The organism is Bacillus sp. FSL W8-1202, assembly GCF_038006165.1.
GTDB classification, from domain to species: domain Bacteria; phylum Bacillota; class Bacilli; order Bacillales; family Bacillaceae; genus Bacillus; species Bacillus subtilis.
In genome coordinates this window covers 1-14,699 of the sequence record NZ_JBBOUR010000004.1, presented here as the reverse complement: position 1 = coordinate 14,699, position 14,699 = coordinate 1, and the positions used below count along the sequence as shown (strand labels likewise).

Below are 14,699 nucleotides of genomic sequence, written 5' to 3'. Positions count from 1 at the left end.
TTGCCTACCGGCTCTGTTCCATTTCATACTGCATTTGTTGATATTTACGCATGTTTTTCATGCTCTGATAATCTTTATCTAAAGCGTGCTTAATTTTATTGATATCTGACCTTTTTATGCGCCTACCCTTTGTATCCCATTGTCTATGTGATACTGAACCAGGAGCATAGGTGCCTGAGCGATTTTGTTTTGATTGTGACTCACGCCTGCGTATTTCGGCCATTTCCTTCAGCATGGAGTTCCCTAATTTTGTGTAGAGTTCTTTATGTTTATTTTTCCTGTACTCTTTATATCTCTCTACCTGTTTTGGACCGTTTCCATATACTGATTTTCTGAATTCCATTTCTTCTTTTAACGACTGATCCAGCTCTTTATAGTCTTCAGGATGATACTTTTGAATGTACATCGTAATCACGCTGTCTATCTCCGGCCGAATATTATTCAAAGCATTGTTATTATATTTCCACAGCCGCAGATCCTCCGGCAGATTCTCGTAGATATGGTTATACATCTTTGTCATGTACGTATCCAATCTTGGCTGAAATTTAAGGCCTTTAGGAGCAATACGGTCATGGATCAACTGCGATATTTTACTAAGTTCTTTGTCCCGATCCATGAGGGTGTTTGCAACCTTACTTTTCATTTTATCCAGGGTTTTTAATTTCCGATTCCCACGCCGAGCCTGGTAAACCTCACCTGTTTTTTTGTTCGTAAAGACGCCGTACTCTTTTGTCGGATTGGGTTCAACTAGCGCAATGTGGACATGGATATTATCAGTGTTGTAATGTATGGCTGCGGACCAAACGCCACTTTGTTCAAGCTGCTCTTCTCTTAATAAAACTTCCATTCCTTTTCGAATAGAGTTTTGAATTGCCCCTTCATTGACCCAGCCAGTTTGCGAGTTATAAATCCCACGTTCTTCTAACCACTTGTTATCGAAACTTATGACATCTTGCCACATGACTGAATCATTTTTTTGTGCTTGTCTGAAAATCTCCTTCAGCTGATTTTTTTCTACTGGTGATAAGCTATCTTTGTGCTGGGTAAAGATCCCGCTGCTCTTTTCAGGGTTCCCCATATATTGATTGTATCCGTCTAATTTATTTACATTGTAAGTCTGAAATTTCTCCGTTCGGACGGCTTCATCACGATTGATATAATTGACATACTTCGAAAATTTTGTTGATTTGCCCGACACATATTTAGAGACTAATACAACGCCAGGAGAATCCATTATTTTTCACCTTTCTGCATTTCCTGCTTAGCCTTCTGTTCATCTTTCCTTTGCTTAAATGTAGCAATGTCATTACTAACTTTTTCTTTTGCCATCGATAATGATTCAGAGGTATGCTGGTCGGTTAAAACTGTCAAAGGTAATGGGTTGGCCATGAGAAATGCATTCCAAAGCTCTAAGTTAATTTGAGCATTTTTATCGGTGTGCCCAGCGCGCACCCGGATAACGTCGAGCGTTTTCTTAAAACGCTGAAATATCTTCTCAACAAGTGCATCTTCGTCATTTAATCTTGCTTTCATTTCAGCATGTTCAGCAAAGATCCGTTCAATTGTTTCATTCATTTTTGAGCAATTCTTCGCTTTCATTTCTTTTTCAATATAAGCAATACCATACGGTGATTCTGTTGAATCACTAAAGGTAAGATGCTTCTTTACTTTTGCCATATGATATAACCCTCACTTTCCAATATCTTTTAACCACATGACAGCATAAAATCATCTATGCACCTCATTTATCCTTTTTTAAAGACGGTCTTTAAAAAAGAAAAAATCATCGCACTTTAAACACTGCGGCCAGCTCATTTATTTGCTTTAAAAAGAAACAAGGATAGCGTCCTAAAATCGGTCGCTATCCTTCATTTACTCTGATGAATTCGTTAAGCACTTTGGTGTTTTGTTCGAGGGCGAATGCTACAGATTTAATGACTTCTCCTAATTCGCTTCGCACGCCCTCAACTTCATCAGCGACAACATGTTTATCAAGCAATTGGCGGATGTATTCTTGCTGAGAAAGTCCTGCCTTCCTCGCCTTATCCGCAAGCCTATTCATTGTATCTTTTGAAAGACCTTTGATGTTGATATCCGGCATTTGTTAACGCTCCTTTTCATCGATTTCTGCACATTACTTAGCAACGATCTGTTCAAAAAAGTGTTTCTTTTTCCAAGGCTTTTTGCGGCAGCAAAAAGCCGGCCCCCGATTCCGAAGGAAGGAGGGGGTGGAAAAGGAAAGAGCATAAGGGGAAACTGGCACCATTTACATGGTGAAACCGCAGTGCGGTTTGTTTTTTTGTGGTACCAGATTTATTGCTGAATACACATAAATAAAATGTTTATGATCAACCATTATTTAGGTGATTTAGAGCTAAATGCACATAAATCTTCAATTTATACACACTCAAAATAACTGTATACCACCCTAAAATTTAATCTTCGAGGACGAGATTGTTCTTTCTTTTCTTCAATAATTCATTTCGTTTCTCAAGTTCATCCAGCGTCTCTTTGCTCGTTTTTATAGCCTCTTCTTTTGAAGAAATTTTGCTTTCATTGGCTGTAATTTGTGATTCTGTTTCCTCTTTTTCTTTACCGATCTGGTACTCCTTATCTTCTTTTAAAGACGAGATTCGCGAGTTCAATTGGGTAATTTCAACCGCATATTCTTTCTGTTTTTTCTCTTCTTCTTTTATCAATTTTTTATTATTTTTGATCTTTAAATCGATATACTTTGCCTCATAATAATCCTTATTTCTTTTTACAAAAACATCCTTTGTTTTCGTATCTGCAGATGATGAATAGATCTTTTTGCTCGACCCAATTGAGCTTGAATCTTCATCATTTTCATCAGTCAGCTGAACCGAAACTGCTGTCCAATCTTCCGGAATATCTCTTATAAACAACACATAAAAATCATCACGAACCTTGATAATTTCGGGATGATATTTCTTTCTCTTATTAGATTTTTCCTTAACAACAGCATCTAATTTGGGAGGAATATCTTGTAGAGAATCTGTGATCATAAAATCAATTTCAAGCATGTGATTGTCTGAAAAATAAGTTCGATCTGTCATTTCCACAGTCATGTTATTTATACTAACGGGGGTGTTTAGTTTTGTATTTTCTTCTTCAAACGGCGAATCAAAAATGATCCTGCTGGACAAGAAAAACAGCAGGATCAAAGCAATTACGCCTGTAGAAACTTTATATTTTGCACCGACAGTTTTAAATTTCATTTTCACTTTTTCAGTTCCCCTCCTTTACTCTGTAATACGTACAACAACCCCATTAAAATGACTTTTCCAATAACTATTACTCATTTTTGCCACGCTAACACCGTAACTATTTTGGCAATTTAGAAACTCTCCATTTCCAAGGTAGATTCCAACATGACCATTTACTTTGTAAGTATCAAAGAATACTAAATCGCCTCTTTTTATATTTGAATATTTGACTTTTTTCCCGCGCATAACAAGCGTGTCAGTTGTTGTAGAGGCTAAATTCCCAAGGGATAAACCTGCCTTGTTAAATGCATAGTGTACAAAGCTGCTACAGTCGAAAATCCCCTTTAAAATGTCACTTTGATTTCTTCCTCCACCCATTACATAAGTTGACCTTCCAATATAAGCTGATCCCTCTTTTATTGCCTTCTCAATAACTTTATTTCCTCCCTTTATTACCTCAATTTCTCCTCCATTTTCTCCGTTATTCGGCTTTAGGTATCTCATAACGTGCTCTACATAAAGTTGATCTCCATACATCCAGGTTCCGTTTGGACGCTGTTGGCCGTTACTGTGAATCCGGGCAAAATCAGCAGCGTTTTCTTTTGTCCAACCTCCACTTTTCTTTATCGCCCAATTAATATATCCACTTCCAAAGTTATAACCTTGTAGCGCTGTTTCTTTGACATTTTTTTTAGCTGCTTTCGCTGCTTTATATACTGAAGCAAAGTTTGCAACACCTACTTTGATTGATTCATGGGGATCGGTAATTGAGTTGGGAGGCAGCCCTTTTGATTCACTTGCTTGCATTACATCTAATGACTTCCCACCAGACTCTTGCATGATCAGTGCTAGTATTAAATCAACTAAATCAGGTATGTCATTCGCTTTACATTCTTTTTCTACAACTGCCCTATACTGTTCAACTTCTGGCGCAATGTTTATCGCAGATTCTCCACCGCCTCCGCCCGAATCTGAACCTGATAGGCCAGAAATTATCCCTATAGCACAGACAATAACTACACATACTACAATCGTAATTAAACCGGCCCAAGAGCATAAAAAAAACAGAAGCGCGCGCTTCTGTAATTGTTTCTTAATTAAGTATTTCACTGCTTCTTTGGCGGCAGATGCCCCGTTATTCATTCTCTTTCAACCCTTTACCTGTTACAGCAAAATATGTTACGGTCCAATTATCTTCTCTTTTGTCTAAATCCAATTCAAATTCAACTTCAATAGTGCCAGTGACCTTCCTCTTCTCATCCAATAATTCAGCATTAACACTGGCAATCCAATGAGGCTTTCCGTTTACTAAAGAGAATCCTGAATAGGAAATATCCTGTACTTTTCGATAAGCGAAAGGCTGCACTTTTGTATTGTTTTCTTCAGCAAGACTTAATTCTTTATAAAACTCAGGAGTCAAATATTTTTTTGACTCCTTTAAATGCTTGTCTTTATTTTTATAATCGTACGAGTAGTATGATTCTATAAAGGATTTCAGTGTTTGTTGCATTTCTTGTTTATCTTTATCATCTGCTTTTTCTTCCTTCACGACAGAACTTTTCGAGGTTGATTGCTCTGAACTATCCCCTTCAATTAAGCTTTCTTTTTGTTCATTTTTTGTTACCTTTTCTTTATTACTACCACCCATAAAATAAAGCAGCATAGCACCAATAAAAACAATACATATGACAATAAAAAACTTCTTTTGCCTAACAGTTTTTTTATCTACATTTACATTTTTCGCTGGAATCCTTTTCAATATTAAGCCCCACCTTCAAACAGTTCAAGTTCCTCTTGGGTAGCCTCTACATGCATAACTAAATTACGATCCCCGGCTATCGAAAGAATACAATCACCAGTTTCAAATTTGGGCAGCAGGGCATACTCATTGTCTGTCATTTGGTCTTCAAATAAACTCTTAATTAATTTCATTGATGTCTGATCTTGTTTGAACAGTGCTTTATACTGCGTTAACCCAAATATTTCACGAAGTTTATTTGCTGCTAAAGCCATATCCGGATCAGAAGTATTGGTATTTGGAAACATCCGTTCAATACGCTGTGTGGCCAATACCAGCCCACCAAAGAATTTACGAGCTTCAGACATAAGAGTAACAAAAAAGTTCGCAGTAAAAGCTTTTTTCAATTCTAACAAATTGTGACACTCATCAAGTATAATAAGGAATCTCGTAATATCGAACCAATGAATTTCACCTTTATCATAAGCTTCTTTCGCTTGTCTCCCGACTTTCATCATCGTTCCCCAAATTTGACTGAGCGCATTAAATATCTGAATATCCTTTACTTCCTCACTTAGCTGAGACAGGTTCCCTATGTCATAAAAAACAATCTGTTCATTCACCATATCGGGAATAGTGGTGATACCATCAAATATCTCTCCAAATTGAGTAACAAGGTTCTTTATTGACATAGCTATGTCACCAATTCTGGACTTGAAATTCGGATCTTTCTCTGCATGATATCTTTCTTCACAATATGCTTGAAAATCAGATAATAATGGATATTCTTCAGGAGATAACTGAGTAATATTTGCACGTGAATTTTCACCCCAGAAGTTATGTTTCTCGTAAAATCCATATACTAATTCATCAAATTGAACTAACACATTATCGTTAGCTTTAGGGGTTTGAATGCGGAAACACGTATTTAATTTTGAAACATGCTGTCTAAAAGAAGCACTTTCATCTATTACAATTTTATCTCCTGTTTTTTTAGTAACTGAAGGGAATATCTGCATTAAATTTATACGGCCATTGCTCCCATCCAAGTCAATCGTTATCCCGCCCTGATCTGCAGTTACTGCATGGAATTCACCTGATTTATCAAATCCACGGATAAAATTTCCCTTAGACGCATTATCTCTAAGTATCTTTTTTAGTAGTGTAGACTTCCCTGATCCCATGTCTCCGGAAACGAACATGTTATAATAAAGCCTTTTTGATGATTTATGAAACAAGTCCCAATAGACAGTTCCTTTAGTAAAGGTATAACCATAATAAAGACCAGTCGGATCACTAAGACTGGTTTGATCATACGCAAATCCTAATCCTATTGCTTCAGCCGGCATATCATTACCTATCCTTTTATTTGGTAAGCTGAGCTGAGTTTCATAATCAAGAAACAACGATTGCCATTCTTCCTTATTTTCATCTAGGAATACTTTACTCTTAAAACCATCACTGTCAATTTGTTTTTGGATCTCCCATACACGATTCTCTAAATCTGATTGTGTAGCACCATGCAAAAAAATTCGAATATGAATCTGTTTAATTACTTCTCCGCCTTTATTAAGGGCTATGCCAAGCTCCCTTAATGATTGGAATTCTTCGTGTGCTAAATCATATTCAGTTTGGCTAGTTGCATTATTCATTCTTGAGCGCATTTCTGTTGTAGAATGCTTTACTTTATCAGCATAATCTATATCTTTTGGTGTATAAGTATCAACCGTAACAATTGTATTATGAATACTGGTTAGTTTTTTTAACCAGTGGGGTGTAAAGTTTTCGGGATAACGATATACATGTAGACATGCAACATACCCGTCACCTGTCCTATTAAAAAACTCATCTTTAAAAGAAATACCACCCATTGGCTGGGTGGCATAAACAAAATTCAAGTCTTTCTCAATTTGATCCATATTAACTCACCGCCTAAATAAAATTGTTTATTCCATGCAAAATCCTGATCTTTTTTTCAAGGGATACTGGCTGCGGCTCCAAGAAGTGTTGGAAAGGACGTAATTCTTCAATATTCTTGGTTACTTCTTCTTCCGTTTTCCCAAAGACATAGAGATAAGTTCTACGGCTTTTATATGTCTTTTCTATAAATTTTAATTTTTCGAGTTCAGCTTTCAGTACCTTTAACCGTTCTACATTAGTTGTTCTTTCAATCTTATAATTAAGGTACTCCTGTTGAATTTGATTGTCTTCAGGTAAATTCATATGCAATTCTTTAAGTGAATTTGAATATAGCTGCTGCAGTTTCCAATAGGTCTCCGTCACTTCATCAAAATCTTTTTTATCAAAGATATTGGTATCGTAATGTTTGACATCCAATATTTCAAAGAATCCTTGTTTAAGACCAATTTTTGTTTTCACATAACCTTCTTGTGTAACTCCACATATCGGATACACACGATTAATTCGGTCTAAACTTTTTTGCATCTTTTTGGATTTTCTACCGGTACCTGACTTGCTTTTCTGTTTAACCGATAATGCATCAAATCCCATGTTTAATCCTCCTGTCCTATCTCTGAACCAATAACAGGCTCTTGTGCTTTATATGTCCGACTATCTTTTCTAAAGACTATGAGAGTCATTTCATAAATCTTTTTATTAGGAGAATCTGGACATGGCCAAAGATAAAATGTAGTAGCAAGCACTACAAATAATACAAAAGGGACCTGAAGATACGGGTATACCAGGCCTTTCATAAAATACCCGACAGCTAAACTCCCAATGATCATAAACCCATCCACGACCGTCAACTTATTCCATTGTATTTTTGCTTGAATATTCTCTGATACTGTCAGGGTCTGTCTCATTTTTCACTCTCCCCTTTAAGTCCAGCTGTCACAGTGTTTTTCGCGATATCGTATGCAGCTCTTGAATTCCTAATTGATTTTGAATCATGTATCCGTTGTGCCAAATCAGCATATTTATTAACCAAAACATCTTTTGCTGTCATATTAGTAGTCGGCCTTCTTGTCATCTGATTTTTAAATGCTTCTGCACTTGCTTGAACATGCTTAGGCATTCCAATTGGTTTATTGCTTACTGTACTCATTACTTTAGGTGAATAGTCAAAACGGCCACTTCCTGTATTTTGTACAGGTGCTCTATATGTTGGTAAAACATTTCCTACGGCAGCGCGGTGTGTCGGCAAAATGTTATTTGCCGGTGTAGGTGCCGAATAAGATGAATTAGAGCCATTAGTAACGGAATTGACTGTCGATGCATTACTGATAGCAGGATTACTGCTTGATGTAATAGGTGTCATTGAAGCCGGCACCTGTGAAATAGGACTACTTGACATTGGGCTTCCGGAAGAATGTGAACCTATATTCTGCGGCATAGTTGCAAACAATGAATCCCATCCATTATCGGAAGTGCTATTGTTTGCTACAGAACCACCATTAATCGGTCCCTGAGATAATTGTCTACCAGGTGTAATTGGTGTGTTTCCACCGATCTGACTAGAAATTGGTCCTGCAGTTGGTCCTTGGGATGATAATGGTGTGTTTGAACTGCCTGGTGCGCTTCCACCGACTTGTCCTGGAATTGGGCTTTCTGTTGGCCCCTGAGTTGATAACGGTGTATTAGAGCTGCCTGGTGCGTTTCCGCCAACTTGCCCTGGCACCGGACTTTCTGCTGGCCCCTGAGGTGATAACGGTGTATTAGAGCTGTCTGGCGCGTTTCCGCCAACTTGCCCTGGAATTGGGCTATCACCTGTCATGTTAGACAGCGGGGTATTTCCATCTTTGTCAGTAGCAGCTCCATCAGGTTGGCCAGAATGTACTCCTTCAGATGCTGCCATATTAGACAACGGCGTATTTCCGTCTTTATCAGCAGCCATTTCAATGTTTTTACCTTGCTGAGCACCTAAACCATCACTAGCTTCATCAGGACTCGACTGATCTTTTGATGCTTGCAATGGTGTATCTCCATCTTTTGATAGAATATTGTCTGTTCCATTCTCACTCTTGATTCCAGCTTCGTCTCCCGCGGACATGGATGATAGCGGTGTATTATGATCTTCCATTCGAGATCCATTTTCTATACCTGATCTACCCTCGCGATTTTCAGAATCTTCTGCTGCTGATGACCCAGAGCTATTTTCTTTATTCATAGAAGACAATGGAGAATCAGATTGTGATGATTTATCTTTTTCTTTCTCTTTCTGATCGTCGCCAGACATCATTGCTTCTTTTAGAGCCTCGTCTGACATAACATTAGTCGGCTTACCGGCTAAACCATGAGACAACGGCGTATTATTATCTTTTCCGGTAGCTCCACCACTTTTAGCAGCGTCCATGTTTTCTTTAAAACCATCAAGGATACCCTTTCCAGCACCCATACCAACTAAAGCAGCATCAGATGATTTCTTGGCAATTTTGCCTGCCATTTTCCCCGCCTTTTTAGCTGTTGATGCCGTAAAGTCCGTAGCCATTTTTGCTGTTTTAGCACCTGCAAATAGCCCAACTAAACTCCGCGAAATGCTCTTCAAACCTGCATCTATACCAAACATTTCTTCAATAAAGTTAGGTCCATCCGCTGTCAAAATAGCTGCTGCTATAAATACAACTATTTTTGTCGGCTCAGATATGTCAGCTTGGCCGATGAAGTCTGTGAAAAGGATGTAGCATTGTAGCAAAAGCTCGATTGAAAATAAAACAATGAAAGTATTCTTTATCTTTTCCAAGAATTTTTTATTACGTTGTCCATGCTCTATATCCGTTAAAGCAGTTCCAACACTGAAAATCTTTAAGATTCCTAGTTCCATGATTAACTGAGCTGTCTTAAACATGGTCATAAACAAAACAAACGCCATGGTACCGAGTTCAATCATCATGTACACAGGGTGCCAAGAATATCTATAATAGGCTTCATCTTCTTGTATCCAAAATGACTCAAGATCCTCTAATTTCTTCTCTCCTGATGCATCGCTTACTTTTTTATCTAATATTTTTTCGCCATCTTTAGTTAACGGACTAGAGTGAAAAATCCCGCCCGTATCAACTGGCTCCGTTATATCTAAAAGTTTTACATCCTGGTCATTCTCAATATTATTTTTTTTCTTTAGCTTCTTGAATTCTTTCTTACTCCACTCAGCATCCTTATCAATTTTATAAACATCAACTATATTGTTTTGAAATATTTTGGTAGAAACACTAAGCTTTCCGTCTTCATCAAGCATTCCTTTTCCAGCAAGTAAGAGGTCCGATGCCTGCTGCATCCCCCAGGGCAGCACAAGGAAAAGAGTTACAGCAAATAATGAATTTGTTATGATTTTGTCGTAATCAGTTTTCTTCTGAACTATGATTTTCCATCCAAGAAAGCCAAGCGCCAATGCCATTAATGCAAAAATGACAGGCATCCACTTATCGATAAAGCCACTAATTTGGTCACTATCGAAGAAATTAAGCAAATCATAAATCTCTTCAATCCCCCCAGATAGGGCATCTACAATTGCGGCCAGGCCCATAATAACCCACCATCCGATGACTCGGAATGGTGCGGTCCAAATTGAAGTCAGGGATAGGTAATCTTGAAACCTAAGCAGTATTTTCAGAATCTCTGAATCATCCATAAACAACCCTCACTTACTCTATATGTGTTTTAATTTGTTCATAAATTTCTTTTTTCTCTGGCGCTCTAAAAAAGGCCCTTAATTCCTCAACTGTTTTCAGACTCTCGAAATACGCATATTCGCTTTCAGATAATTGCTTATGAGCAAGTAACTTTATATACACGTAATGATCAGGTTTAATTGCATCAGAAATAGGCGTACTCGTTTCGTACACCTCTTCAAGTGAATTCATAATAATATCCTCCTCACTTGCTTCTAAATCATCTTCATGTAATGATTCATTCATTGGCGGATCTTCATAAAATCCATGTTCGTTCATATTCTCAACTGGAATTGAGGCGAATAGTGAATCCATTCCCTCTGAAGATTCAGTAAACCCAATCGGTTCTTCAGGCAATGGCAATTCACTAGAAACAGGTTCACCAGGAGCCTTTTTAGCTTTTTGTTTTTTCCCTTTACCTGGTTTACTTTTTCTTTCCTCCTTCACAGGTTCATTAAATTCAAATTCAATCAATAAGCTTTCCAGATCCAGTGTTTCATGCTCTCCTCTAAACCCTAAATCACCAAGAGCAATCTTATTATCAAAACGATGCATCAAATACTCGTATCTATGCAGCATATTTGTTCCGTTATCTAAAGAAGCAAAAATCGGATAAGGAACTACCCTATTTCTTTTTAAGTCCTCACGTTTTTTAGTCCTTAAAACAACCCACTCACCTTTTTTCAACCTTCTTAGCTCGTCAGGAAGCATTAAAGGTCTTTCTTCTTCTCTTTCGCTATACGATTTATGAACGTCCATTAAATCACCCTGACGATCTGCAGAAATCACCGTGGTAACACCCAATTTTTCACTAAACTTTTCGGCGTCCTCCCACTCGTCACTCATAATGTAAATCTGGTTACCCAAGTTCCCCATTATTGCCACGGCCATGTCGTCTCCGTAGACATCACGTAGCTGAGAAACGTTTTGAATAACAAGCGTATAGAGCATACCTCGGCTTAGACCAACTGCCAGGGATCTATTTAACCCTTCAATTGGCGGGATATTAGCGACTTCTTCAAAGAGAAACCTTACTTTCCTTGGAAGTGTACTTTCTTTGGATAATGTAGCTTTCTCGGAAAGCACAGCGTTTACTTGTGATAAGAAAGTAGAAATAATAGTGTAGTTAGAATCATCCCAATCGGGGTAGACAATGAATAACGCGACTGGTTTTTCTCCGTAAGCTAAATCCTCAATATTCAAGTCATTACGAGCTGTCATTCGGGCGATTGTATCGTAAGTATAGTTTTTAAGTTTGGCCATTGTACCTGTGTAAATACCGCTGCGTGTTATGCCTTGTGAAAATTGAATTGTCCCATACTGTAACTTAGCAGGGTGAGAAGGCGGCAAATTACCAAAGAAATGATCAAGTCGTGTATACCCGTCTTCATCTGGATTACTTCCAAGTTCGTTTAACATAACTGTCAATGTATACATCGTGATATTTTCTGGCTGTCCATTCTTAATGCACAAATCACAAACCGCGAGAATCAAGGCGTTTACCAATGCAATAGATGCATTTTCCCACATAGGATCTGCATGTGACTTATCATTATGGAACAGTGAGTAAGATAGTGTATTACAAAGCATTTGGGCTTTAGAATAGTCTTTCTTCAAATATGCTTGTTTAACTAATTCCAATGGATTATAGGCCATTCCCCAATACGGATTCAATAAGTTGAAACACATAACTTCATAACCGTACTTTTCGAATTCAGCGCGGGTATTTTTAAGCATGTCACCTTTTATATCTGTAATTACTACAGAGTCTTTTTCTTTTGCTCTCATAATGACATCTAAATATGGATAGGAATAAGTTTCAGTCTTACCAGATTGTGTTGAAGCAACCACAAGGGTATGAGTTGAGTTTGTGTCAACGTAAAGATGGTCATTAAAATGAACAATCGGCATTCCTGCACTGCCTTCATACTCATTATCATCATCTTTAACAGCCTTATAGGTTTCTTGAATCTCCTTAATCTCAGTCCATCGTGCTGTACCTTTCGTTTGCTTATTGATATCACGAAAAGCGATTCTAAACCTATACACTTGTCTCAATATGAAAATTGAAGCAAGAACGTACACTACTCCATAAACAATGCCCATACTCCAATCAAATTCAAAAAACCACTTCCAGGTCATCGAACTAAAAGGACTTGAAAGCTGTGACTGGTCAAAGTTTTTAAAAGAAGAGAGTATTACGGGAATCTGTTTTAAAAGATGTATGAAAAAATTAGTAATACACGTCACTGCTACATAACAAAACAGTGTAAAGGCAATCAAAAAATACTTATCTGCAAATACTTTTTTCCACTGTTTAAACTCCTTGTGCAAAAGATCACCTCAAAAAAAGAAGCCGTAAACACGGCTTCCTCACTTCTATTATCTTTCTAGACCTTTAACTTTTCTTGAACCTTTCAAATTTGAGGGCTTTTTAATTTGAACTTCAACTTTTCCTTTTTCAGTCCCTTTATTCTCTAGTTCCCTTTCAGTTGACAGATCTTTTTCATTTTTTTTCATCAGCACATCATCTTTTGACAGCTGTTCAAGATATTTAGATTTATTTTGATTATACTGCTCATAAGTTAGAGGTTCAGGCACAGTTGTAGGCCAATGTACATGTTTAATTTTCATCCCTTTAGAAAAGTCATTAATAAAAGAGTTAGTCATATTAACAGCAGTTGCTATTTGTTTATTAAGGTTATCTGCTGCCATTGTCCTTAATAAAATAACCGGATATTCCGGATCTTTACTAAAATTAGAACGAATTTCTCCTTCCAACTCTTTGATGGCAGCATAATCAGGGAATTCACCCTTCAACAACGATCTATTCTCGCCATGAACTAACGCTAAATGTTTTGTATACTCGTTGATGTAAAGTTTACTTTCATTCTCCAACATACCTTCCTTGAACTGGTCTGGAAAGATTTGATGAATTGGTTTAGACTCGCGATAATCGGCCACATAATTCTGATACTCGTTTTGAGCAGAAATAAATCCAATCAAACTTGTATCTTGTTCTGATCTGCCTGTGAAATTATTCCCTCGTAAAGATGAAAAGGTTTGTGAGTTAACCATTGTCCTATACAACTCATCATACGCTTCAAGACTATTTCCAGGAGTCAATTTTTCTCCTTGTTCTTTGAAGTAGCTTCCTAAAGCTGTTTCAATTCGTTCCCCAAATACATTAATATTTATTTGAGATTCTCTTCCAGCTAGAATCTCAAATTTAGAAAAGTTGCTTCTGAAATCGCTACTTCTTACTTGGTTCTCACAATAGTTATAAAGCTTTACCTTTTCGGACAATTGATTAATTTTTTTTCTGTTAAAGATTCTGTTCAGGAAGGTATTGGCTTGATTAAGTTCATTTAAAGCTCTTTTTTTGCCTTCGCTGAGAGCCGATCCAAGAGCATTTAGATAAGGTGACGCCTTCTTTTCCATATCAACATCATATCGATCAACGTTATTAGCCAAATCATCCTCCTTTCTGCTTAAACAATGTTAAAGCTTTTTGTAAGAGGCTATTAGGTTGCTGACCTTATTTCCAATGTCAATTACCCAGCCGGGAATTGTTAGCGGGCTATTTCCTGATTCAACGTTGAAATAAACCTGTACGCCGATAATAAGAAGAATGGCAAACAAAATGAGCTTGGAGGACCCAAGCCCAGGCGCTGCCATTCGTTTTCTACGTTTGGCCAAAGCTTTCTTATATTCTTCTTGCTTTCGTTTTTCAGCATCGATTGCTCTTTGCTGTTTCTCCTTTTCTTTAGCCAATTTTTTATCCAATTCATATTTTTCTTTCTTAATTTCTTCAATCAATTCAAACTTGGCCATCATAAGTTTTTTTTCAAAATCAGGCATAGCAGCAGATTGTTGTGCCACTAAAGGCGACTGTATTTCACGTTTATTTTTACGATCAGGTACATGCTGTTTCAGCTTTTTAAGAAGAACTATTCCTTTACTGAATCCATTAAATAAATATGTTTTTACAGCGGCAGCTGGTTTTCCTTTTTTGTTTTCCTCGACAATCCCTTCAGCTTGGCGGGCACGTTCTGCCTCAGCTGCCTCCTGCCGGGCCTTCTCTTCAGCCTGACGAGCACGTTC

At 37.5% G+C, this 14,699-nt stretch carries 12 protein-coding genes and 1 pseudogene; all 13 read right to left on the bottom strand.

From position 1 onward, the window contains the following. Positions 1–4: 4 nt before the first annotated feature. Positions 5–1,234, bottom strand: coding sequence for a MobP2 family relaxase (gene mobP2, locus NSQ09_RS22405; protein WP_341032732.1), 1,230 nt, complete (start codon positions 1,232–1,234; stop codon positions 5–7). Next, positions 1,234–1,677 (bottom strand): hypothetical protein, encoded by a 444-nt coding sequence (locus tag NSQ09_RS22400; RefSeq protein WP_341032731.1) that lies wholly within the window; start codon positions 1,675–1,677, stop codon positions 1,234–1,236. Before NSQ09_RS22400 ends, mobP2 begins: the two co-directional genes overlap by 1 nt. Before the next feature lie 184 nt (positions 1,678–1,861). Then, the gene (locus tag NSQ09_RS22395) at positions 1,862–2,101 is read right to left on the bottom strand and encodes a hypothetical protein (RefSeq protein WP_341032730.1); all 240 of its coding nucleotides are present in this window, start codon (positions 2,099–2,101) and stop codon (positions 1,862–1,864) included. Positions 2,102–2,435: 334 nt separating this feature from the next. Further along, complete coding sequence (locus tag NSQ09_RS22390) at positions 2,436–3,245, bottom strand: hypothetical protein (protein ID WP_341032728.1); 810 nt, start codon at positions 3,243–3,245, stop codon at positions 2,436–2,438. An 18-nt stretch (positions 3,246–3,263) separates the two neighbouring features. Beyond that, entirely contained in the window at positions 3,264–4,370 is a 1,107-nt protein-coding gene (locus tag NSQ09_RS22385) for a bifunctional lytic transglycosylase/C40 family peptidase (protein WP_341032726.1), read from the bottom strand. After that, positions 4,363–4,986, bottom strand: a complete 624-nt coding sequence (locus NSQ09_RS22380; protein ID WP_341032725.1) for a hypothetical protein — start codon at positions 4,984–4,986, stop codon at positions 4,363–4,365. The genes NSQ09_RS22385 and NSQ09_RS22380 overlap by 8 nt, the downstream gene beginning before the upstream one ends. Before the next feature lie 2 nt (positions 4,987–4,988). Next, positions 4,989–6,884 carry a VirB4 family type IV secretion system protein gene (locus NSQ09_RS22375; protein WP_326226310.1) on the bottom strand — a complete coding sequence of 632 codons (1,896 nt, stop codon included), beginning with the start codon at positions 6,882–6,884 and terminating at the stop codon, positions 4,989–4,991. Positions 6,885–6,897: 13 nt separating this feature from the next. Next, positions 6,898–7,476, bottom strand: a complete 579-nt coding sequence (locus NSQ09_RS22370; RefSeq protein ID WP_341032724.1) for a hypothetical protein — start codon at positions 7,474–7,476, stop codon at positions 6,898–6,900. A gap of 2 nt (positions 7,477–7,478) precedes the next feature. Beyond that, entirely contained in the window at positions 7,479–7,790 is a 312-nt protein-coding gene (locus NSQ09_RS22365) for a DUF5592 family protein (RefSeq protein ID WP_061670945.1), read from the bottom strand. Further along, complete coding sequence (locus tag NSQ09_RS22360; protein WP_341032722.1) at positions 7,787–10,555, bottom strand: pLS20_p028 family conjugation system transmembrane protein; 2,769 nt, start codon at positions 10,553–10,555, stop codon at positions 7,787–7,789. Before NSQ09_RS22360 ends, NSQ09_RS22365 begins: the two co-directional genes overlap by 4 nt. Positions 10,556–10,568: 13 nt before the next feature. After that, the gene (locus NSQ09_RS22355) at positions 10,569–12,929 is read right to left on the bottom strand and encodes a VirD4-like conjugal transfer protein, CD1115 family (RefSeq protein WP_341032721.1); all 2,361 of its coding nucleotides are present in this window, start codon (positions 12,927–12,929) and stop codon (positions 10,569–10,571) included. Between the two features lie 48 nt (positions 12,930–12,977). Further along, entirely contained in the window at positions 12,978–14,069 is a 1,092-nt protein-coding gene (locus NSQ09_RS22350) for a hypothetical protein (RefSeq protein ID WP_341032720.1), read from the bottom strand. Positions 14,070–14,096: 27 nt separating this feature from the next. Then, a pseudogene (locus NSQ09_RS22345) lies at positions 14,097–14,699 on the bottom strand (hypothetical protein); the annotation flags it as partial.